This is a genomic window from Streptomyces sp. NPDC006259, assembly GCF_042870975.1.
In the GTDB taxonomy this organism is placed as follows: domain Bacteria; phylum Actinomycetota; class Actinomycetes; order Streptomycetales; family Streptomycetaceae; genus Streptomyces.
Genome location: NZ_JBIAHY010000005.1, coordinates 772,104 through 793,233 on the forward strand (window position 1 = coordinate 772,104; position 21,130 = coordinate 793,233).

Annotated in this window: 23 protein-coding genes and 2 pseudogenes; 10 read left to right on the plus strand and 15 right to left on the minus strand. The window is 68.6% G+C overall.

What is annotated here, in order from left to right; genetic code table 11:
* Positions 1 to 48: 48 nt before the first annotated feature.
* Both ACFYO5_RS24265 and ACFYO5_RS24270 read left to right on the plus strand, forming a co-directional pair.
* Entirely contained in the window at positions 49 to 1,413 is a 1,365-nt protein-coding gene (locus tag ACFYO5_RS24265; RefSeq protein WP_388712137.1) for a sensor histidine kinase, read from the plus strand.
* The gene (locus tag ACFYO5_RS24270) at positions 1,410 to 2,108 is read left to right on the plus strand and encodes a response regulator transcription factor (RefSeq protein WP_356569752.1); all 699 of its coding nucleotides are present in this window, start codon (positions 1,410 to 1,412) and stop codon (positions 2,106 to 2,108) included. The genes ACFYO5_RS24265 and ACFYO5_RS24270 overlap by 4 nt, the downstream gene beginning before the upstream one ends.
* A gap of 213 nt (positions 2,109 to 2,321) precedes the next feature.
* On the opposite strand, the gene ACFYO5_RS24275 is transcribed toward ACFYO5_RS24270, so the two are convergent.
* The 3 genes from ACFYO5_RS24275 to ACFYO5_RS24285 form a co-directional block, all read right to left on the minus strand.
* Complete coding sequence (locus ACFYO5_RS24275) at positions 2,322 to 2,630, minus strand: Tn3 family transposase (RefSeq protein WP_388712141.1); 309 nt, start codon at positions 2,628 to 2,630, stop codon at positions 2,322 to 2,324.
* A gap of 18 nt (positions 2,631 to 2,648) precedes the next feature.
* Positions 2,649 to 3,248 (minus strand): hypothetical protein, encoded by a 600-nt coding sequence (locus ACFYO5_RS24280; protein ID WP_388712144.1) that lies wholly within the window; start codon positions 3,246 to 3,248, stop codon positions 2,649 to 2,651.
* Between the two features lie 115 nt (positions 3,249 to 3,363).
* Positions 3,364 to 4,578: an MFS transporter gene (locus tag ACFYO5_RS24285; RefSeq protein WP_388712147.1), complete on the minus strand. Its 1,215-nt coding sequence runs from the start codon at positions 4,576 to 4,578 to the stop codon at positions 3,364 to 3,366.
* Between the two features lie 137 nt (positions 4,579 to 4,715).
* On the opposite strand from ACFYO5_RS24285, the gene ACFYO5_RS24290 reads away from it, so the two are divergent.
* From ACFYO5_RS24290 to ACFYO5_RS24305, 4 genes are all read left to right on the plus strand, one after another.
* The gene (locus tag ACFYO5_RS24290) at positions 4,716 to 5,666 is read left to right on the plus strand and encodes a hypothetical protein (protein ID WP_388712323.1); all 951 of its coding nucleotides are present in this window, start codon (positions 4,716 to 4,718) and stop codon (positions 5,664 to 5,666) included.
* Between the two features lie 813 nt (positions 5,667 to 6,479).
* Positions 6,480 to 7,898, plus strand: a complete 1,419-nt coding sequence (locus ACFYO5_RS24295; RefSeq protein WP_388712149.1) for a glycosyl hydrolase family 28-related protein — start codon at positions 6,480 to 6,482, stop codon at positions 7,896 to 7,898.
* Positions 7,899 to 8,277: 379 nt separating this feature from the next.
* A complete protein-coding gene (locus ACFYO5_RS24300; RefSeq protein ID WP_388712152.1) occupies positions 8,278 to 9,621 on the plus strand; it encodes a glycosyltransferase family 2 protein in 1,344 nt (447 codons plus the stop codon).
* Positions 9,622 to 10,087: 466 nt separating this feature from the next.
* On the plus strand, positions 10,088 to 10,321 hold the full coding sequence (locus tag ACFYO5_RS24305; RefSeq protein WP_388712155.1) for a hypothetical protein: 234 nt from the start codon (positions 10,088 to 10,090) through the stop codon (positions 10,319 to 10,321).
* A gap of 116 nt (positions 10,322 to 10,437) precedes the next feature.
* Here ACFYO5_RS24305 and ACFYO5_RS24310 read toward each other — a convergent pair.
* The 7 genes and pseudogenes from ACFYO5_RS24310 to ACFYO5_RS24340 form a co-directional block, all read right to left on the minus strand.
* A pseudogene (locus ACFYO5_RS24310) lies at positions 10,438 to 10,658 on the minus strand (flotillin family protein); the annotation flags it as partial.
* 385 nt (positions 10,659 to 11,043) lie between these two features.
* On the minus strand, positions 11,044 to 11,187 hold the full coding sequence (locus ACFYO5_RS24315; protein ID WP_388712158.1) for a hypothetical protein: 144 nt from the start codon (positions 11,185 to 11,187) through the stop codon (positions 11,044 to 11,046).
* Between the two features lie 57 nt (positions 11,188 to 11,244).
* Positions 11,245 to 11,640 (minus strand): DUF2267 domain-containing protein, encoded by a 396-nt coding sequence (locus ACFYO5_RS24320; RefSeq protein ID WP_388712160.1) that lies wholly within the window; start codon positions 11,638 to 11,640, stop codon positions 11,245 to 11,247.
* Between the two features lie 95 nt (positions 11,641 to 11,735).
* Entirely contained in the window at positions 11,736 to 12,158 is a 423-nt protein-coding gene (locus tag ACFYO5_RS24325; RefSeq protein WP_388712162.1) for an Hsp20/alpha crystallin family protein, read from the minus strand.
* 799 nt (positions 12,159 to 12,957) lie between these two features.
* A complete protein-coding gene (locus tag ACFYO5_RS24330) occupies positions 12,958 to 13,119 on the minus strand; it encodes a hypothetical protein (protein ID WP_388712165.1) in 162 nt (53 codons plus the stop codon).
* A 165-nt stretch (positions 13,120 to 13,284) separates the two neighbouring features.
* On the minus strand, positions 13,285 to 13,656 hold the full coding sequence (locus ACFYO5_RS24335; RefSeq protein ID WP_388712168.1) for an STAS domain-containing protein: 372 nt from the start codon (positions 13,654 to 13,656) through the stop codon (positions 13,285 to 13,287).
* Between the two features lie 3 nt (positions 13,657 to 13,659).
* Positions 13,660 to 15,108, minus strand: a complete 1,449-nt coding sequence (locus ACFYO5_RS24340; protein WP_388712171.1) for a PP2C family protein-serine/threonine phosphatase — start codon at positions 15,106 to 15,108, stop codon at positions 13,660 to 13,662.
* 348 nt (positions 15,109 to 15,456) lie between these two features.
* Here ACFYO5_RS24340 and ACFYO5_RS24345 point away from each other — a divergent pair, with 348 nt between their 5' ends.
* Together ACFYO5_RS24345 and ACFYO5_RS24350 are read left to right on the plus strand one after the other, a co-directional pair.
* Positions 15,457 to 15,798: a hypothetical protein gene (locus ACFYO5_RS24345; RefSeq protein WP_388712174.1), complete on the plus strand. Its 342-nt coding sequence runs from the start codon at positions 15,457 to 15,459 to the stop codon at positions 15,796 to 15,798.
* A 76-nt stretch (positions 15,799 to 15,874) separates the two neighbouring features.
* The gene (locus ACFYO5_RS24350) at positions 15,875 to 16,342 is read left to right on the plus strand and encodes a DUF5959 family protein (protein ID WP_388712177.1); all 468 of its coding nucleotides are present in this window, start codon (positions 15,875 to 15,877) and stop codon (positions 16,340 to 16,342) included.
* Here the strand turns inward: ACFYO5_RS24350 and ACFYO5_RS24355 are convergent.
* Positions 16,324 to 16,925: pseudogene (locus tag ACFYO5_RS24355) on the minus strand (IS5 family transposase); the annotation flags it as partial. The gene ACFYO5_RS24350 and the pseudogene ACFYO5_RS24355 sit on opposite strands and share 19 nt — an antisense overlap.
* 229 nt (positions 16,926 to 17,154) lie before the next feature.
* On the opposite strand from ACFYO5_RS24355, the gene ACFYO5_RS24360 reads away from it, so the two are divergent.
* The gene (locus ACFYO5_RS24360; protein ID WP_388712326.1) at positions 17,155 to 17,490 is read left to right on the plus strand and encodes a transposase family protein; all 336 of its coding nucleotides are present in this window, start codon (positions 17,155 to 17,157) and stop codon (positions 17,488 to 17,490) included.
* 121 nt (positions 17,491 to 17,611) lie between these two features.
* Here ACFYO5_RS24360 and ACFYO5_RS24365 read toward each other — a convergent pair whose 3' ends face one another.
* The 3 genes from ACFYO5_RS24365 to ACFYO5_RS24375 all read right to left on the minus strand — a co-directional run bounded on the left by ACFYO5_RS24365 (position 17,612) and on the right by ACFYO5_RS24375 (position 19,831).
* On the minus strand, positions 17,612 to 18,481 hold the full coding sequence (locus tag ACFYO5_RS24365) for a virginiamycin B lyase (protein ID WP_388712180.1): 870 nt from the start codon (positions 18,479 to 18,481) through the stop codon (positions 17,612 to 17,614).
* 35 nt (positions 18,482 to 18,516) lie between these two features.
* Positions 18,517 to 19,173, minus strand: a complete 657-nt coding sequence (locus ACFYO5_RS24370; RefSeq protein WP_388712183.1) for a CatB-related O-acetyltransferase — start codon at positions 19,171 to 19,173, stop codon at positions 18,517 to 18,519.
* Between the two features lie 253 nt (positions 19,174 to 19,426).
* On the minus strand, positions 19,427 to 19,831 hold the full coding sequence (locus tag ACFYO5_RS24375) for a VOC family protein (protein ID WP_388712186.1): 405 nt from the start codon (positions 19,829 to 19,831) through the stop codon (positions 19,427 to 19,429).
* A gap of 314 nt (positions 19,832 to 20,145) precedes the next feature.
* Between ACFYO5_RS24375 and ACFYO5_RS24380 the strand changes: the two genes are divergently transcribed.
* Positions 20,146 to 20,781 carry an HAD family hydrolase gene (locus ACFYO5_RS24380; protein WP_388712188.1) on the plus strand — a complete coding sequence of 212 codons (636 nt, stop codon included), beginning with the start codon at positions 20,146 to 20,148 and terminating at the stop codon, positions 20,779 to 20,781.
* Here the strand turns inward: ACFYO5_RS24380 and ACFYO5_RS24385 are convergent.
* Positions 20,765 to 20,944, minus strand: coding sequence for a hypothetical protein (locus ACFYO5_RS24385; protein ID WP_388712191.1), 180 nt, complete (start codon positions 20,942 to 20,944; stop codon positions 20,765 to 20,767). The two genes, ACFYO5_RS24380 and ACFYO5_RS24385, sit on opposite strands and share 17 nt — an antisense overlap.
* Positions 20,945 to 21,130: the final 186 nt, after the last annotated feature.

The window sequence follows — 21,130 nt, forward strand, 5'->3', positions numbered from 1 at the left end:
AAGGTCATCCCTGCGATGTAGGCGGGTGATGTATCCGGGGCGGTGAGAATGACCACAGGGACGGACGCCACGGGTGCGCGGGGCGGCGAGAATGATCCGGTGACGGACGTACGTACGACGCTGGAGCGGTTGCGGGAAGCGGCCCGCCGGACGGTCCGCGACGCCAGGCTTTCGAGCGGTCCACAGCTGCAACCCACGCGGCGCGCCTGGCAGTTCGACGTGCTGGTGGCACTGGTGCTCGGCATCTCAACCGTCTACTACGGCATCGACAACGCCAACAACGTCGTGGTCCGTGAGATAGCACCCGGCGTGGAGTATGCCATTCGGCGCCCGTCCGGCCCCGGCGGCCTGGCCTTCATGGTGACCCTCGCTGCCATCGCCTCCAGTGGCCTGGCGCTGCGCCGCCGCTACCCGCTCGCCGTACTGTGCATCGTGACGGCCGCGACGCTGGCGACACCGCACAGCGTCATGCGGCTGACCTTCTACGCGTACGTCATCGCCGTCTACAGCGCCGCCGTGTACAGCCCGTACCGGGTGGCGACCCTGGCGGCGCTGCCGGTGTCGGTCGTCCTGGTCGGTACCTCGGGGAACTCGGTGACACCGATCGTCCCCAACGAATACATCGCCCTGCTGATCCTGGTCCCGATGGCCGTGGCCGCCGTCGGCCTGCGTACCTGGAAACTCCGGACCGACGAGGGGCGCACCCGGCTCTCCGCCCTGGAACGCGAACAGGCCGAGGCGCTGCGCCGGGCCGTCGAGCACGAGCGGGCCAGGATCGCCCGCGAACTGCACGACGTCGTCACGCACAACGTCAGCGTGATGATCATCCAGGCGGGCGCCGCCCGCAAGATCATGAAGACCTCCCCGGAGGAGGCCGGCGAGGCGCTGCTTGCCGTCGAGGCGGGCGGGCGGGCGGCCATGACGGAGCTGCGCCACGTCATGGGACTGCTCACCATGGCCGACGACGGCGAGGGGACGGACACAGACGCGGACCTGGCCGACACGGCGGCGGAGCTGGCCCCGCAACCCGGCCTGGACCAGCTGGAAACGCTGGTCGGACGGGTCCGGGACACCGGGCTGCCCGTCGACCTGACCGTGGCCGGCCCGCCCCGTCCCCTTCCGTCCGGCCTCGAACTCGCTGCCTACCGCGTGGTCCAGGAAGCCCTGACCAACACCGTGAAGCACGCGTCCGGCGCCACCGCCGCCGTGACCGTCGAATACGGCCCGGAACGACTCCGGGTGGAAGTCACCGACACCGGCGGACACCCGGGCGCGGGCGCGCCCACCGGAAACGGCCGGGGCCTGATCGGCCTGCGCGAGCGCCTCGCCGTCCACGACGGAACCCTGAACACCGGCCGACGGCTGACCGGCGGCTACCGTGTGGAGGCCCTGATCCCCTTGGAGACATCGTGACCGAGCCGCTGCGTGTGCTCGTCGCCGACGACCAGACCCTGGTCCGCACCGGATTCCGGTTGATCCTCCGCGCCGACGGCATCGACGTCGTCGCCGAGGCGACCAACGGAACCGAAGCAGTCGACGCGGTCCGCCGCACACGTCCCGACGTGGTCCTGATGGACGTCCGGATGCCCGAAATGGACGGTCTGGAGGCCACCCGCCGCATCCTCACCGGCGCCCCCGACACCCCCCGCGTCATCATCCTGACCACCTTCGACCTCGACCGATACGTCTACGCGGCACTGTCCGCCGGGGCCAGCGGCTTCCTACTCAAGGACGTCTCCCCCGAGCAGCTGACCGCGGCCGTCCGCACGGTCCGCACCGGCGACGCTCTCCTCGCGCCCGCCATCACCCGCCGCCTCGTGCAGCGGTTCGCCCAGCACGGCAGCGACACCGCCGCCCTCCACCGCGACCTCGCCTCACTCACCCCGCGCGAACTGGAGGTCCTGGGCCTGCTGGCCCGAGGACTGAGCAACGCCGAACTCGCCAGCCGCCTCCACCTGGCCGAGGCGACCGTCAAGACGCACGTCGCCCGCATCCTCGCCAAGCTCGGCCTCCGTGACCGTGTCCAAGCCGTCATTGTCGCCTACGAGACAGGGCTGGTCAGTGCTGGCGAACGCGAGGCTGCCCAGCAGTCCACCGAGCAGACGTAGACCGAAGCCGAGGCTTGGCCAACCTCCGCGCTGTCGTGCGACGGACCAAGGATCAGTAGTCGGAACCTGCGCCTGTCCCGGTAGTTCACGCCTCCGAACTGTCATACAACGCTCGCCCGATATCTGCGTTCGCCGCGGTGCGGGGGTCGGGCACAGTCGGCAGCGCGATGTCGAGTTGGGATGCCATGTCCAGCTCGAACCTGCCGTATGGGTTCACGTGGTCCAGAACAGCGGGGATAGCGCCCGACGGTCCGCGTCGGTGAGGCGGGCCTGCCACTTCTCCTCGGTCAGGATGCCCTGAAGCAGCAGCGTGATGACGTGCAACGACGCGGACTGGAACAGGGGCACGTCGAGCCTGGAGACCTCTTGACTCTCCCTGTCCGAACCGGTCAGAACGCCGTCCGTGCCGTAGAACGGTTCATAGCTGGTGCTGTTCCAGTTCTCCACCGTCTGGAGACCGTCGTTAGTCTCCTGGCACAGGTCAGCATCGGCGAGGTAGTCACAGATGAACGTCGTTCGCACAGCCCCAGCTTCAATGCCTCAACCGCCCGGCTGTCGAATGTTGCGTCTGATGCAATTCATCCTGTTTTTGTACTTCCGCCACGACCGCACACCCCCTCGATAGGACTCCTCCAGCCGCTTGAAACACAGTCCCTCCACCCCGGCCGACGTCCACGACAGCCACTCCCGCGCCAGGGCCGGGTCGGTCGTCGACGGGCACAGCACCCATGGCGTCGTCACGCCGCGCTCCGCAAACCGGACTCCCAACGCCGCACGGCGCCGGGCGTACGGCCAGCCAGTCAGGTCGTCGCCTCGGTGGACCAGGTCGAAGGCCACGAAGTGGGCCGGCCACTCCCGCGCCGCCTGAGCGGCAGTCGCCCCGCGCCGGGCGAGCCGCTGCTGCAGCCGCTCGAACGCCAGCCGGTCCCACTCCCACACCACCAGCTCGCCATCCAGCCCGGTCTCCTCCGGCAACTGCGCCAGGGCCGCCGCCCGCATCTCGGGGAACGAGGCGGTCATGTCCGTGCCGCGCCGTGAGCGCAGCAGCACCCGCCCGCCCGCGTCCACGGCGAGCTGGGCGCGGTAGCCGTCCCACTTCGGCTCCGCGGCCCACCCAGCGGGCAAAGCAGAGCTGTCCATGGCCACTGTCAGCATCGGCTCAGGCGGTGGTCCCTACCACGCCGACCACCAGCAGCAGCAGGGCGACCAGCGCCCAGCCACCGCTCGACGCTGACACGGTCTTATAACTCGCTGGTCATCCCGTCACTTCCGCGGCAACGCTTGGCTGCGGCCGGGTCCGCATGCCCCAGCGAGCAAGAGATGGGCCGACAGCGCCCAGTGCCGCGAAGAACAACGCCAGCAGTAGCCAGCCGGTCGTGCCGAGTCCGAGCACCACCGTGGTGAGGATCGCGGGGGCGAGAGCCTGGCCAGCGCTGAAGCCGAGGCCGAGGACACCTTGGTACTGACCCTGGGCATGGTCGGGGGCGAGGCCGAAGCCCAGGGCGAAGCCCGCCGAAGACTCCCAGACCTCTCCCAGGCTATGGACGAAAATCGCCGCCAGGACCAGTCCCGCCGCCGCCCAGACAGGGGCGTACGCCGCCAGCGCCATCAGCGGGCAGCTGACGAGGAAGAGCAGCCCGGCGGTGCGAAACGCCCTGCCGCCGTCGTGCGGGGTCTCGATACGGGAGCCGATCCTGGTCTGCATCAGCACGCAGAAGGCGGAATTGACGGCGAACAGCGCGGCCACCGTCCAGCGCGGCGCCTCAGTGTGCTCGGAGATCCAGATCGGCAGGAGCAGGGAGACCACCGGGTACTGCAGTCCCATGGCCCCGTAGAGGGCGGCGAAAGTCAGGAACGGACGGTCCGCGAAAGCGAGCCAGCGACGCTGCTGCGGCGGTGCCGCCATCACCGGATAGCGGGGCAGCAGGAGCAGAAGCACCGCGCACAGGGCGAAGCTCGCCGCATTGCCGAGGATCAGCGCGATGTAGGCACCGCGGGTGTCCGCGGCCAACGCCAGCCCGGCACCCACCGTTCCCAGCACGACGCCCAGGTTGACGAAGGTGCGCAGCTTGGCCCGGAACAGAGCCGGGCGATCGCCCCCGACCCGCACCACCAGAGCGCCCCAGGCCGCCCCACCAGCCGCCGCGGCGATCTGGTCGACCGTCGCGATGATCGTAAGCGCGGCCCAACTTTCGATGAGGACGAGCGCCGCCATCGACACCGCCTGGACTGCGAGGGCCAGCATCATGATGGTGCGCGCGCCGCGCCGGTCGGCGAGATGCCCGCCTGGTATCCCCGCGCACAGGCCGATCACTCCGGCGATGGTGAGCGCGGCACCGACCTGCACCGCGGGCAGCCCCACGACCAAGGTGAAATAGAGCGCCGCCGCCGCGTTGAACAGACCATTGCCGACCCGGTTGACGAAACTGGCAGCGACCAGCACGCGCTCCGGCCCGCTGTCCCCCGCCATCCGGCCTATTCGACCTGCCAAGCCGCCCCTGATCACGGACGGCAGGCTAACAGCGGTCGCAGAACCCACTGCGCCCCCTCCAGCGCCCGAAGTTCCGCGAACTGCTGAACTACGCCCGGCCCGGCGACACCGTCCACATCTCCGAGATGTTCCGCCTCGTACGCGGCACCGGGCACATCCTCGACGTGCTCGACGTCCTCCACCGCGACCAGGTGGCGCTGCTGCGCATCCACGACGGCGCGTTCTCCGCGATGGACCTCACCGCCCGCCACCCGCGCACCGGCGACCTGCTGTCCACCGTAGAGTTCATGGTGCAGACCCTCGCCGCCGCCGGCGACCTCCAGCGCGAGCTGACCTACGACGGACTGCGCGCCGCCGAGGCCAAGGGCAGCAAGGGCGGACGCCGCCCCGCCGTGGCGGCCGCGAAGACCGCCGACGTCCGCACCGCGTACCTGGAAGGCCGCTCTATCGCCGCCCTCGCCCGTGACCACGGCGTCAGCCGCGGCGCAATCCGCACCGCCGTCGCCGACCTCCTGCCCGACCACGCCGCCATCGAGTACGCCGCCATCGAGTACGCCGCCGGCGACAACCACGCCCCCGCCTGCTACTCCCTCTCCCTCTACCACCAGTCCAGCGGCGAACAGCACGCCGCCGACTTCAACCGACAGCAGGCACACCGGGTCACAACAGCCACCGACACCGACACCGACACCCTCACCGTCGTCGGCACCTGCCCCCCGCAGACGATCAGCTTCGACGCCAGCCTCCCCACCGTCCTGCACACCCTCAACCGGCTCTACGCCGGTCCCGGCACCCGTCCGCGAAGGCGCCACCGCATCGACGCTCTGACCAACTACGTCGCCGACACCGTCACGCGGCACTACACCCGCCACCCCGGCGTCGAGATCCCCGTGCCGGAGCCGCGCTTCACCGAGCGGGTCGCATGGCTGCTGACCGCTACCTTGCCGTGGACGAGGCGAACCAGACCATCCAGGCCCTCCGGGCCAGGCCTGCCTGCCCGCGAAACACGCCACTCGAGCTACAGCCAGTCGCTGACGACCACCAGGAGCTGCCCCTCGACGACCTGAGCGCGGCCGTCGCCAGTCCAGGCCGGAGGGTTCCGGGATGCTCTGCGGGCTGCTCACCCGTCCGGAGAATACGGTCACCCCGATCGCGAAGCTGTGGCACGCAGTCCAGTACTACTGCGGCTGCCCAGACCGGCTTATGCCTGCGCGACAATTAGGCATTACAAGCCTATTGCCGGATTCGCCGTCTACTGCTCGCGACGGTGCGACACGAGGCCTGGCGGGCCCGGAAGGAAACGTTCGGCGGACGGTCACAGTGACCGCATTGCGAACGCATCCGAACCGCATCTTCGATCAGCCTGCTTGTCTCACGTCTACGGCTGCCGCGCCCACCGTTCGGCAGCCGGATTTTCCGTCACCGCTTCCGCGACCATTGGAAGGCTCGTGTGAGCACCCGCGTGCGGATGCGCAGCGGCCCGCACGAGGTCCGGGTCGGCCTGCGTCAGGCGTACCGGCGACTTGGCCACTGGGCAATGCCGGACACGGCACCGGCATCGTCGGTCACCACGCCGAAGGACGCATGTGCGCCCGTGCGAGGACTTTACGGGTCGTTCCCGAGTCACTATGCTGACATGGCGTAATCAGTCGCATCTGTAGCGTAATCGGAAGGCGAGTGTCGGCCATCGTGCCCTCGCCTGCCCCTGAGCAGCCGGTCACGAGTCCGTTCCCGGAGAACGGGCTGCTGTGCCGGGGCCATCCTCCTTGAAACTCAGTTGAGATCGTCTGATCACCTCTCCTCGGGCCGGCCGCCGAACACGACGTTGCGCTGGTCCGAACTCAGCACCCCGCGTCGACGAGCAAGCGACGGAGACCATCATGGCCACCAGTTACTGGTTCAACGTCCTGGACTACGGTGCGACCGCCAACGGCGTCACCGATGACACCACCGCAATCCAGTCCGCGATCAATGCGGTGCCCTCCTCCGGCGGAACAGTCGTTTTCCCCGCGGGCACCTACAAAATCTCCTCCGCGCTGGTGACCCGCTCCAACCTGATCCTCCAAGGCGTCAGTGACGGCTCGTCGGTGATCGCGCAGAGCAGCACCACGGCCCACGGCCTCACCGGCTCGGACATCACGAGGCTGACCCTCCAGGACCTCACCGTCCAGGGACCGGGCAGCGGCAGCGGTAAGGGGATCCTGCTGACGCGGTCGGCGAACCCCGCGACCGTCTCGCTGACGTTCTCGCGGATGACGGTGAAGTTCTTCGGCAACACCGGCATCGAGCTGTCCAACCCGATCGTATCCACGTTCACCGGAGTGACGTCGGCCAACAACGGCAATCACGGCTGGGACATTCACGGTGTTTCCGGGGGTGCGGCGGGGACGAGTTGCTCGTTCGTCTCCTGCTACGCCGACATCATCACGAACGCCGGCTTCCGTCTCGACACGATGGCCTATTGTTCCTTCGTCGGCTGTGCCGCGGACCACTGCGGCATCGGCTACGAGGTGACCGGCGTCGGGAGCCAGGGCATCAGCTTCAGCGGGTGCGGAGCCGAATCCGCGGTCAACCGCAGCACCGGGTACAACGGCTACAGCTGGAAGATCAACGCGGCGATCGGTGTGGGCCTGTTCAACTCCTTCACCTACAACAGCCCCAACGTCAGCATCTGGGTCACCGGCGGCGCGCGAGGGGTCAGCATCCTCGGATTCGCCGAGAACACCCCCACCGGCACGGCGGTCAACTCGGTCAAAGTCGACCCCGGCTGCTCGGCCACACTCGGCGACTTCAGCAACGTGGAACCCCTGTCGCTGGCGGGCAACACCAACATCATCAACGACACCGCCGGCGGCACGGTCGCCACCGGGTTCGTCTACGGGGCGGACTCCGCCTACTACGAGGGCACCGTCTCCTCAGGCACCGCGCCGACCTCGGCCGAGCATCTGGCGCGCAAGGACTACGTCGATGCCAAGGTCAACCCCGCCCCCGTCACCCTCACCGACGCGCCCACCATCGCCACCAACGCAGCCCTCGGCGACCTCTTCCGCGTCACCCTCCAGGGCAACAGAACCCTGGGCGCACCCACCAACCCCACCAACGGCCAACGCGTCACCTGGGAACTCATCCAGGACGCCACCGGAAGCCGCACCCTCACCCTCAATTCGATCTTCGTCCGGGGCACCACCATCCCCACCGTCACCCTCACCACAACCGCCGGCAAGCGAGACTTCCTCACCGCGATCTACAACGCCACCACCAACAAGTGGTACGTCCTCGACTTCGTCAAGGGCTTCTGACCGTACAGGGACGAGGCTTGGCCGCAGTGATCCACTTGCCGGACGGCCCTGGCCGGGGAGAATCGGCTGTAGGGCATGGCGGTGCCCTGGAACGGCAGGTGGCACCGCGCCAGGACGAGGACAGCCCCCACATCGACGCCGGGAGCCCGCCCGCCGCCCTCTCCACCGATCGAGCGACGCGGAAGCTCGTTCTGTTGATGGGTGCTGCCGGAAGCTTGAGGTGTCATTGGTGGCCCGGCCGACGCGGGGGCAGACGCGTAAAGAGGCCTGGGGGCCTGCTTTTGTACGTCAGCGCAGAGACCTGACGTCCAAGGGGCTGACCCTGACCGGACACATATCCGACCTCCGCCGCGCCGGTACTGGACGGATCGTTGTGCTAGTGCCCGCGCACAACGAAGAAGCGCTCATCGCCGAAACCCTCGAGTCGCTCGCGGCCCAGACCAGGCCCGCGGACGAGGTCATCGTCGTCGCCGACCGATGCACCGACCGCACCGCTCAGATCAGCACAGCCCACGGCGCGAAGGTCGTCGAATCGGTCGGGAACACGCAGGCCAAGGCAGGTGCGCTCAACCAGGTCCTGAGCGAACTGCTGCCACGGCTGTCCGACGACGACGCCGTCATGATCATGGACTCCGACACCTCGTTGTCCCCCGAGTTCATCGCCAGGGCGGCCCGCCGCCTGCACGAGCAGGAACCCGGCCTCCCACCCATCGGCGGCGTGGGCGCCATCTTCTTCGGCTACCCCCTGCGCCGACTGGTCTGCCACCTTCAGAACAACGAGTACGTGCGCTACGCACGTGAACTCCACCGCCGCCGCGGTCGCGCCGATGTCCTGACCGGCACAGCCTCCCTCTACCCGGTCAAAGCCCTGAGTCACGTCCACCGAGCCCGCAGCGAGCACATCCTGCCCAGGGGGGACGCCGTCTACGACGTGCAGTCGCTGACCGAGGACAACGAACTGACCCTCGCGCTCAAACACCTCGGATACCGCTGCGCCTCCCCGTGCGCCTGCATCGTGGGCACCGAGCTCATGCCCACCTGGTCCCGGCTCTACTACCAGCGGCTGCGGTGGCAGCGCGGCGCCCTGGACAACCTCAGGGCCTACGGCCTCACCCGCGTCACGCTGCCCTACATGTGCCGACAGGCGCTCACCTATCTGAGCGTGGCCTTCGTCCCCTTCTTCCTCACCGTCCTGCTGTACTACACCGCCACCAAGAAATTCCCCGGCCTGCCGTGGTTCTGGGTCGCGATCACCGGCATCGCGGCCTTCGAACGCGTCTGGGCAGCCAAACGCGGCGGATGGAAGGCCCTGCTCCTCGCCGTCGCAATCGTGCCGGAAGTCCTCTTCGACCAATTCCTCAACGTGGTCTATGCCAAAGCGCTCATCGACATCCTGACCCGCACCGACGCCACCTGGGAACAAACACGCGGCCGCAAGAAACGCCTCCGGAAGCTGCTGATCACCACCTGCGGTCTGGTCCTCCTGTTGGCCGGCGTCGTGGGCCTTGCGTTCGCCTGCATCGCACTCGGCATCGCCTGGCACCTGATCGCTATTTTTGTGCTCTCCGGTGTCGCCGCAGCCGTCATCCGCCTCAGCCGCCTGTACCCCCTCGGCCTGCTGCTGTCCCTGCCCAGCGGAGAACCGAAGCACGACGAGATGCCACCCTGGCGTCAACCAGGGGGGCCCGCATCGGCACCGACCGGCTCCCGCAGCCACCGTTGACGGTCACGGCAACCGCTACCGATCAGGAAAGCCGGGCAGCATAACCAACGCCTCTCGCAAACGAGGAATTGACACCGGCTCCTGAAACACCGACTGCAACACGACCGTGCGTTGCGGTTCCCCGGCGCGGACATCCGCCGGATCGCGCCAACTGCTGCCCGAGCCTCCACAGCGTCCCAGGCCCGAAGGCCTGCGCATTCAGACCGGACCTTCCTCACCGGTAGAAGCGTGGTGGTGGGGGTGCTGACATCCCTCTCAGAGCACCCCACGACCGCCGCCGTCTGGAAGAAGAGGGGTGGGAGGGAAGCGGGCGGGACGCGGGGAGCGCCTCGGGGGATCGGGTGCCGGCTGTACTGCTCGCGTGCGTCGGCGGCATCGCGCGCGGCGGGGGGCCCTATGTGTTTGGTCAAGGTCCAAGGCCAGTAGGTTCGTGCGGTCGAGGGCGGGCTGAGCCGGAGGGGTGTGCATGAGTGATAGCCAGGTCACGATCAAGCTCACGAGTGACGAGGCACTGGTGCTGTCGCACTGGCTGGAGAGGCTCCAGATGACGGACCTCAGCCGCGTTGTCGGCGATCCGGCGGTCTGGGCGCCGATCCATCGGATCGCCGGAACGCTGGACAAGGCGCTTCCTGAGCTGTTCGCGCCTGACTATGACCAGCGGCTTGAGGCCGCTCGTCAGCGGCTTCGGCCGGAGGACTGACCTAGCGGTCTGGACTCCTCACCTGGCCGCAGCTGGTTGGGGCTCGTAGAAGGTTCCGTCGCGGAGCATCGCGAAGAGGACGTCGGCCCGGCGTCTGGCGAGGCAGAGCAGGGCCTGGGTGTGGTGCTTGATCTCAGCCTGTTTCAGCGCGAACGTCCGCTGCGCGATCGCGATCTCCTCCTCGGCCTTCAGCCGCGCCTGCTCGGCGGGCGACGGCCTCGGCGATGTCGGCCTCCTGCTTGGCGCGGGCCGCCTCGGGACGGCCGAGGTCCTCCAGGTAGGAACCCTCGGTGGTGATGTCCTGGATCTGGAAGGCGTCAAGCACCAGACCCTGCCCGCCACGACGTCCCCGGACGCCGGCAAGGGGTCACATCCGCCGAAGTCGCCGAACGCTTTTCGTTCCGCGCCTGCCACCGCAGCACCTACTGCATCCGCAGCTGCTCCCACCGATCTGAGTCCGCCAAACTCTCCAGAACGACCAAGTCTCCGAGACCCAACCGGCCTCGGAGGCTTGTCGCTTGCTCCGCAGACCCGTCCAACGAACGGGGTCAGGGCGTGAGTGTGCTGACCCGGTTCTCGTACTCTCGGCGGGCCTTGCGCTGGGCCGGGACTGCGGGGAGAACCTGGCCGCCGTCGAGCGGCTGGCAGCGGGCGAGGAGCTGACGGTGTACGGCGGGGACGGCGCTGACGCGCAGGGTGTAGCCCCTGGCCGAGCCGTACGGTCACGCCCTGGTAGAGCGCGGCCCATCGACGTCGTCCAACTCGCCGGAGCGGAGGAAGTTGGCGACCTTGCCCGGCATGTCGAGGGCAACCGGCAGTTCCGGGGCCGGGGCGGAACGGCGGGCGGTCAGTACCTGGGCCTGCACGTTCGGCGCTCCGGCCGCCGCACGCTGCGCTGATCGTCGCCTGGAGGTGCCACGCGGTCAGGTTTGCTGCGGGCGACCGAAGAGCAGGTCGTAGCCCACGGGGAGCTGCAGCAGGATCCGGTTCGTCAGGTCCTCGCCCGCGGTGTCGGCCACAACGCTGAGCACGGCGCTGACGTCCCAGGTCGCGGTCTTCTCGGTGGCCCCTTCGATCCAGGCAGATGTCGCCCGGATGAACCGCTCGGGCGGGAGCGGTTCATGTGCTTGGAGGGGGTTGAGCAGGACCAGCGCCAGCGTCTCGGGGAGCCGGGCGGCCAGCTCGCTGCGTACATCGCCCACCAGATGCGCGCCGAGCAGAGCGAGGACGACGCGGGAGGCGCGTTCCGCCTCATCCGGCGTGGGGTACTCACCGCGTTCCTGGACCGCGGCCAGGAACGCGTCCCAGTGCACACGCATGATGTCCTCCCGAGCGGACGGCTGCCGTAGCAGAGGGGGCCGACCGGAGGGTGGGAGCCGCGGGGGACGCGGCTCCCACCCGCCTGGTTCCGGGCTCAGCCGCTGATCTGCTTGCGTGAGCCGCCGCCGCTGATGGCGATCTTGCGGGGCTTGGCCTGCTCGGCGACCGGAATCCGCAGCCGCAGCACACCGGCCTCGTAGGCCGCGTCGATGCGGTCCGTGTCCAAGGTCTCGCCGAGGAACAGCTGACGGCTGAAGGACCCGGCGGGCCGCTCAGAGATCAGGACCTCGCTGTCCTCACCGGCGCTGGGACGGCGCTCGGCCTTGACCGTCAGCACGTTGCGCTCGACGTCCAGGTCGATCGAGTCGGGGTCCACGCCGGGCAGATCCAGCTCGACGACGAAGGTCTCGCCCTCGCGGAACGCGTCCATGGGCATGGCTGCCGGCCTCGCCGCGGCGCCCAGCACTTGCTGGGTGAGGCGGTCCAGCTCGCGGAAGGGATCGGTTCGCATGAGCATCGGTCACTCCTCTCCCGAAGGCGGGATGCGCATGACGACAACTCCTATATACCTCGCAGCAGCAAACTTGACAAGAAGCGACTCAACTCAGCCACTCGTAACGCTCGGGGGGCCGAGTGTTTGTTGGCCTGCGATGTCGTGGGTTCGTTGAGAGGCGGGGTGCCGGTGATCGACACCATCCTGAAGGCGGACCTGCGCTCCGCGGAAGCAGCGTTGCAGGAAGAACCCAGATATCCCCATAGTCCCCGCTCTTGTTGCGTCCGCTGATGAACGCAGCGTCGACACGGTGGAGCAGACCCGCCGGACCTTCGAAGCCGCCGCCCGGCTGGCCGCCAGGCTCCAGGACGGCAAGCGGGAGCGCGCAGTCACCCACGCCCCCGGCCACAGCGCGCCCGGGCGACGGCTTCGCCGCCGCACACCCAGCAGCCCCGGCCCCAGCCCACACCGGGCCCGACCACAGGAGGAGTCGCATGAACACCCCGGAAGAACGCCCCAACCCCGACGACGCACTCGCACGCGCCCACGCGTACACAGAGATCAGATAGCCGGGCAGTGACCTTTCCGGACGGACCTGCCGCGTCTGCTCCGACCTTTCCCGCTCCCAGTGGCGTCAGGCATGGCTGAGGATGACCAGCAGCGCGCTGCCCTCCGCCCGAGGAGCGTTCAGTCAGGTGATCTCCCACTTGACGGTCCCGAGGAACTGCGGGTTATCAGGATCCGTCACGGCGCCGCCTCCGGTCGCACCCCGGTGCGGCAGACCTCCGCCTGGGGCGACGAAATCGTTGAGGCCTAGCCGAACTCACCGATCAGCCGCGCCAACTCGGGGCCGTCGGCGGTGGAACTCCGCGAGCGCGGCCTTGCTTTTCTCGCTGGCCTGGCCCTGCCAGACCAGCTCCACGTAGTCGGTGGCCCGCTCCATCCGCTCCGGGGGGAGCTGGGGCTTCAGCGACGTCGTCTCCATGACGGCTCCCTCTGTTCGCTGGACGGGTGCCTGCTGCGCCCGGCCGATCGCCCTACGGTGCGGGCCCTGCCCCGGTGGACAGAGGCCGGCCGCCAGAAGGTGGTGTCCTCTTTGAACTTGGACGGTTTGTCACTGAAGTTGGATCGGGCGGCTGGGTTGGCCGGGTCAGGCGGGCTCGGGCGTGGCAGGGAGGCGGGTGTTCATCGCGGCCTTGATGCTGGGGTAGGACGGCATGAGGGTGCTCAGGCCGGTGAGATCGAGCATTCGGGACAGGCGGTCGGGGACTGCGGCCAGGGTCAGGGAGCCGTTTGCGGCCGTCGCGCAGCGCATGATGCCGATCAGGGCGTTGAAGCCGGAGGAGTCGCAGAAGGTGATTCCGGTCAGGTCCAGGATCAGGTGCGGGTGTCCTTGGGCGATGACGTCCAGTGCTTCTTTGCGCAGGGCGGGAGCGGTCTGTGTGTCGATGGCTCCGCGGACGCGGAGGGCCGCCAGGTGTCCGTCGGTGTGGGTGGTGGTGAGGGTGAGGTTGTCGGTCACGGGTCAGCGCTCCTGGTCTGCGCCGGTGGCGCCGGCGACGGGCGTGGCCAGGGTGCGGGCTGTCGATATGGCGGCCGTCTGCTCAGTGGCCGGTGCCAGGGGTACGGACAGCGCGAGCAGGGCGACGTCGTCACCGGGACCGGTGGGCAGGTCGGTGATGAGGGCGATGGTGTCCTCGATCAGGCGGCCGGCGTCCGGGGTGGTGCGGGTGGTGAGGAAGGCTGCCACGCCTTGCTCACCCAGCATGGTCCCGTCTGGCAGGCGGCCCTCGGTGAGCCCGTCGGTGTAGAGCAGCAGGCCCTGGCCCGGGGCGAGGTGGAAGGTGTGGGAGGCGAACCGGGCGGCTTCCAGTGCGCCCACGAGCATGCCGCCCTTGGGGCGCACTCCGTTCACCACCATCGCGCCGTCGTCCCCGTGCTGTAGGTGGAAGACGGGGGGATGACCTCCCGTGGCCACGGTCACGCTGAAACCGCCGTCTGCGGCGGGCTGCAGGGTGCCGAAGACACAGGTGCAGAACCGGCTGCCCATCGACGGATCCAGCAGCAGGGCGCTATTGAGGGCGTCGAGGACTTCGGTGGGGTCGTCGTGGTGCTGGGCGGCTGCGCGCAGGGTGTAGCGGGTCAGCGAGGTCACTGCGGCGGCTTCGGCGCCCTTGCCGCACACGTCCCCGAGGAAGAACGCCCACCGCTGTCCGCCCAGGGAGAAGACGTCGTAGAAGTCACCGCCGACGTCCCGGGGCGAGTCGGTCTGGTAGTGGCAGGCCAGTTCCAGGCCCGGAACCGGCGGCAGCACGGGAGGGAGCAGGGTGCGCTGGAGGGTGGTGGCGAAGGCGGTGATCGCCTCCGTGTCCTGCTCGGCCCGCGTCCGCGCCTCCTCCTGCGCCTTGCGGCGTTCCTGTTCCTCGCGTAGCAGCCGCAGGCCCGAAAGGCGCAGCTCCATGGCGTCCAGAACGACCGCGGCCAGGTCGGCCAGGGTTTCGGTGTCGGCCTCGGTGATCAGACGCGGTTTGGTGTCCAGGATGTTGACCGTGCCCAGCCGGTGGCCGTCGGCGGTGATGATCGGCGCCGCCGCGTAGAACCGCACCCCCAGAGGACCGGTGACCAGCGGATTGGTGCAGGCGGTCGGATCGGTAAGGGTGTCGGGGATCACCAGCGCGTCATCGCGCAGGATCGCCGACCCGCACAGCCCCGGGTCCCGCCCAATCTCCGCGACCCCTTCCAGGCCGTGAATGGCCTTGAACCAGATCCGGTCGGCATCGACGATCGTCACGCTGGCCACGGGGACATCGAACAGGCGGGCGGCCATCGCCGCGACCCGGTCGAACGCCCCGTCGGGCGGCGTGTCGAGGATGTCGTAGCGGCGCACCGCCTCCATCCGCGCCGCCTCCACCCAGTCCGGCGGTACCCGCCTCAGCCGCGGCTCACCCGGCGAAGCCTCAGAGATACCTGCCATCGCTCAGCTCCTGCTCTTCCGCGACGGAACCGGTCGACCGCCCAGTCCTCGACCACCGACCCTACGACAGCAGCGAAACCCGCCTCTGCCTCCCGCGCATCAACCACTCGCCCACGCCGTATCTCCACATGGACGCGCCAATATCCAGCAAGAGCCGGGCCGACTTCAATGACCCGTTTCCATCTTGAAGTTGCTGGTCAGGTCGCTGGTGTGAGCGGAAGTGGACGTGCTCGCGCTGCTCGTGGCCGTGATCGCTGGCAGGAGATCGTCTGTCACGGCGGGACTCTCGATTTCGTCGGCCTGGACGCCGGCCGCTCCGTACGTTGTGCGGCGGGAGGGATACACATCGTGGACGTACTCACGTGGGCGATCGAGCGTCGAGTGCAGCTGGCCGAGCGGGCCGAGCTGCTGCGCAAGGAGCTGGCCGAGATCGATGTGGAAGTGGCCCGGCTGGAGGCCGCCGAGGTGGTGTTCGGGCAGTGGGCGGAGGGGACCGATGGCGGGCGCCGTTCGTTGGGCCTCGTGGAGCCGGAGCCGGAGCCGGACCTGCCGGTGGTGACGCCGGGTGCGGCGGGGATGCGGCTGGTCCCGGACCGTGTGGAGGGGATGGGCCTGTTGACCGCGGAGTACCGGCGGATCATGGACATCGTGGCCGGAGCGAACAAGCCGGTGATGGCTAAGAACTCCTAACGAAATGCCCCCGTGCGAGCTGGGTGGTGGTGCGCGTGCATCATGACGGCAGTCGAAGTGAGCGTAGGGAGCGGGGATGGCCGAGGACGGCGCTGTGGATCTCATTTGCCTGACTGACGGAGAGAGCAGCCTCTTGGTTCGGGTGCTGGGCCGACACATGCCTGGGGTGTTGCCATGGCACGACTTCCTCGACGCTGAGATCGTCGTCACGAGCGGGTTCGCCCAGGGACGCCTGGATGTTTGCCTGGCCCGGGATGATCTGGACAGCTGGTCACAGGTCCTGGGCGCGCTCGCCGCCGGACGGGACGCCGCGTGGATGGATGACGGACACAACCCCGAGATCCGATTCGAACCGTCCGGCCAGAACGGGGTCGCCGTGGTCGTGGTGGAAGACTTTGCCAGTACAGGGACGTCGGTCCGGGTTCCGGTGCGTCTGACCGATGGATGGGCCGATGACCACTACCAACGGCTGCGCCGAGTCAGGGCGGCCTGGCCTCAGGAAGTTGCGGAGACCTCCCCCGGTGCTTATGAGTGGCGGCGCTGAACTGGCGTCAACCGGCGCCAGCAGATAAGCGCGCAGGCCAGGGTGAGAAAGGCTTCATGAATGTCGTCGCGGATCTCCCAGCGGATCCGCAAGCGGCGGAACCAGTGCAGGTGGGCAAAGGCCCGCTCCACCACCCAACGCTGGGTCCCGAGTCCGGAGCCGTGTGCGCTGCCGCGCCGAGCGATGACCGGATTCACGCCGAGGTCCCAGACGAGGCGGCGGTACTTGTCGTGGTCGTAGCCGCGGTCGGCGAGCACCGTGTCCAGGCAGCGTCTTGGCCGGCCACGCGGGCCGCGCACGGGCGGAACGGCTTGCAGCAGTGGGATGAGCTCAGTGACGTCGTTGCGGTTGCCGCCGGTCAGCGTGGCTGCGAGCGGGATGCCGGTGGCATCGGTGATCAGGTGGTGCTTGCTGCCAGTTCTGCCCCGGTCGACAGGGCTTCGTCCTGTCTTGGGCCCCCCTTTAGCGCCCGGATGTGGGAGCCATCGACTGCGGCCAGGGAGAAGTCCAGGGCGTTCGCACGACGCAGCCTGGACAGAAGGACCTCATGCAGCCAGGGCCAGACGCCGGCCTCGGCCCACTCGAAGTGATCGAGATGCCCGCCGCGCGGGCCCCACGCCTGGACCGCGCCCTGAAGAAGATCGCCCGCTCGGGCGGGGCGGTGGTCCTGCTCGACGGGACCCTGGTCCGTACCCGCCGCCGCACCGGCAAGGACAACCGGAAGAACTTCTCCGGCAAGCACAAAACCCACGGCCGACGAACGCGGCAACCTGATCTGGATCTCCGCCGCGAACCCCGGCCGTTCCAGCGAGATCACCACCGCCCGCCACAACAAGATCGCCCACCACCTGCGCCAGGCCGGTCTCGGCTCCCTGGCCGACCTCGGCTTCGTCGGCGTCGACGACACCGGACAAGCCGACGACGACCCGGTGATCATCACCGGCCGCCGGGCCACCCGCAACCACCGCCTCACCGACGCCGAGAAAGAAGCAAACCGGCTCCTCAACCGCGAACGCGCCGCGGTCGAGCACGGATTCGCCAACCTCAAGAACTGGCGCATCCTGACCAAGCTCCGGATGAATTCCCGTCACGCCACCACCCTCCTCAGGTCCCTGCTCGTCCTGGCGAACACCGAGGTCCAGAGGTGACCGACGATCTCGCCCCGACGATCCCCCGGCCACCTGCACGAGCATCCAGGCGGAGCTCCACACCAGCACCCTTGAACAGGCCATCACAGGACGAAACGGCACCAATCGATGGGCGGCCTGGTCAGGTGGCGCTGTCCGCTGGGGCTATGCGGGCGAGTGCGCCGATCTCCAGCGCGGCCCACAGGGCTCCGTCGGGGCCTGGGGCGATGCCGTGCGGTTCGGAGTGAGGGGTGGGCAGGTCGTGGACGGTGACGGTGCCGTCGGGGGTGACCGTGCCGACGCTGTTGCCGCCCCATTCGGTGAACCATGCGGTGCCGTCGCCGTCGACGGTGACGGCGTGCGGTCGGGCGGTGTGGTCGGGCAACGGGAACTCGGTGATGTGACCGTCGGGGGTGAGCCGGCCGATCTGCCCGGCGGCGATCTCGGCGAACCACAGCGCTCCGTCGCGGCCTGTGGCGATCCCGACCGGTGCTGCCGCCTCCGTCGGCAGGGGATGGAGGGTGACCCCGCCGTCCATGTCGATTCGCCCGATGGCGTTGGCCTGGTTGAGGGTGAACCACATACCGCCGTCGTCACCGGCGGTGATCGCTGAGGGAAACGCGCCGGTGATGGGCAGCGGGAACTCGGTGATGTGGCCGGTGGTGGTGATACGGCCGATGCGGTCGGCGGCGGTCTCGGTGAACCACAGCGCACCGTCGGGCCCCGCCGCGATGCCGAACGGCCCGCAGCCGGGATTAGGAACGCCGAATTCGTCGATGACACCGTCGGTGGTGATCCGCCCGATCCGGCCCGCTCGGTACTGGGTGAACCACAGGGCGCCGTCGGGGCCGGGGGTGATGACGGTCGGCCCGCAGTCGGGGTCGAGCCGGTGGCTCGTCGGCTTCTCGCCGGGGACGAGCCGGCCGATCCGGCCACTGTGGACGAGGGTGAACCACAATGCGCCGTCCGGTCCCGTGGTGAGGGCGTAAGGTCCGGCCGTGCTGTCGGCCACCGGGTGCTCTTCGAGAGATACCTGGGGCGAGTGACTCAAAGGGGCTTCCCCAATCCGTGTTCGTTGGCGATGCGTTCGATGTCGGCCGGGTTTCCGGCCATGATGGTGCGGGCGTGTTCGGTGACGAGGTCGGCGGGCCAGTCCCACCACGCGGCGCGCTGCAGTTGCTCGATGCCGGCGTCGTCGAACCGCTGCCGGATCGGTCGGGCCGGGTTGCCGCCGACGATCGCGTAGGGCGGGACGTCGGCGGTGACCACGGCGCCGGCTGCGATGATCGCGCCGTCGCCGATCCGTACGCCGGGCATGACGGTTGCCCGGTAGCCGAACCAGACGTCGTTGCCGACAATCGTGTCGCCGCGGCTGGGCATGGCGGTGACGATGTCCAGGGTCTGCTCGGCCCACCGGCCGCCGAACATCGTGAACGGGTACGTGGACGCCCCCATCGACGGGTGCTCGGCACCGGCCATCAGGAATACGGTCCCCGAGGCGATCGCGCAGTACTTGCCGATGACGAGACGCTCCGGCCCGTAGGCGTAGAGGACGTTGCGGTGCTCGAAGTCCGTGGCGCCGTCCGGGTCGTCGTAGTAGGTGTATTCGCCCACGGCGATGTTCGGTGAGGTGACCAGCGGGTTGAGGAACACCACGCGTTCATGAGCGGGCAGCGGGTGAACGGTGGTCGGGTCAGGTGACAACGTCGGTTCCTTTTCCGGGGATTGAGAGATGGGTCGCACGCGATTGGGGGCAGGGCGATGCCGGAGCATGGCTTGGATGCGGCCCGACACGGCGGGGCCACATGCGTTCTGGGGAGCAGAGGGGGCGACTCACTCGACGGACTGGGACGATCACGCCCGCCGGGGCCGGTGAGCTGGAAGAGGTGCTCGCACGGCAGTTGCACCCGCCACGGAGCACAGCGCAGGCCAGGTAGTGCCCTGGCCCGGCACTACCTCAGGATGCCGCCGGCTGGTCCACGTGGCTGCCATAGGGCCGTGAGATGATCTCCATGCCGTGCCCGGCCGGATCCATGAAGTACAGGCCGCGCCCACCGTGGTGGTGGTTGATCTCTCCGGGCTGCTTCAGTTGCGGATCGGCGTAGTACGCGATTCCGGCCTGCTGAATGCGCGCGAAGGCCGCGTCGAACTCCTCGTCGGAGACGAGGAACGCGTAGTGCTGCGCGGCGATCGACTCCGCCGGTACGGCGGCGAAGTCCAGCGTGACCCCGTTGCCGGTGGCCACGGGAACGAACGGGCCCCATTCGGCCCCGACCTCGAGCCCCAGGACGTGCGCCAGGAACCCGGCCGACTCCCGGTTGTCCCGAGCATGGATGATGGTGTGATTCAACTCGACTGACATGTGTGGAATGCCTCCGCAAGGCAATCTCACGGGCGCCTCCATGCCTCACCCAGCCGGTGACCGACACGCGATGCCGTGCCTGTGATCTTAAATAGCAACGCTCACGCTGTCGAGGCGTTATCCGACGAAGCGAGGGCCAGGTCGCCGACGACGCGGGGTCGATATCCTCCGGGGTGACATCCCACGCGGGCCGGCCCAGCGCGTTCAGCGTCCGTTCTAGGGCGTGTATCGGAAGTACGTGGGGGCCCCCGATCTGGCGTCTCGCGTGGCAGTGACATCCTTGGTCGGTGTTCTCATCTGATCATGTGGGCGCCGTGTTCTTCGATGTCGATGGCACCCTCGTCCCAGCCACGAGTTCGTCGGTCTTTCTGGCCGGCTTCCTTGGCCATCGGGAGGAGTTGGCCCAAGCCGAGGACGCCTACGCCTCCGGCGCGCTGGACAATCGGCAGGTCTCCGAGCTGGATGCCAAGGGCTGGGCGGGCGTGCCCGAAGAACAAGTCTCTGGCTGGCTCGATGAGCTGCCCTTGGTCCCGGGCATCACGGGGACCGTGGCCTGGTGCCGGCGGAACGGGTTGGTGCCCGTGCTGGCCACCCTCGCCTGGTCGCCGGTCGGCAGCTACCTGACTGACCGCTTCGGTTTCCACGCGTTCAGCGGACCTCGGCTGGAGACCGCCGACGGCCGGTTCACGGGCCGGGTCACCGGCCACTTCGACGAGTACGACAAACGAGATTTCGCCCTCGCGCAGGCCCGAGAGCTGGGGTTGGCTCCCGGCTCGTGCGGGGCCGTCGGAGACAGCCGCTCCGACCTGCCCCTGTTCGCTTCCGTCGGGCTGAGCGTGGCGTTCAATGCCTCGGCAGGAGCGCGGGCGGCGGCGACCGTCACGGTGGACAGCGGCGATCTACGAGGCGTGCTCCCCGCCTTGAGCCGCTTGGTCACAGCCACTCGTTGATGGCCGCGATGAGGACGGTCGCCTCGTAACGGACCGCGCGCTTGTCATACCTTGTGGCCACGGCACGGTGCCTCTTGAGGCGATTGATGCCGCACTCGACCGCGTGCCGGGCCTGGTCGGCCTTGTCCGGGATCTCGGCAACATCAGCTCCAGCACGGTCCATTGGTCGTCCGTCAGATCTCCTCGCGCTACGAACCAAAATCATCCCACGCTCAAGATCCACTTTCGGCACACGCCCTAGATGAGTGAGTCCAAGGGCTCGTAGCCGTAGGCCGACAGCGAGTGGTGTCGCATGTCGCTGCCGTCGCTCGCCCCGCGCGTGCAAGGCGTGCTTGTTCATCTCGGCGGT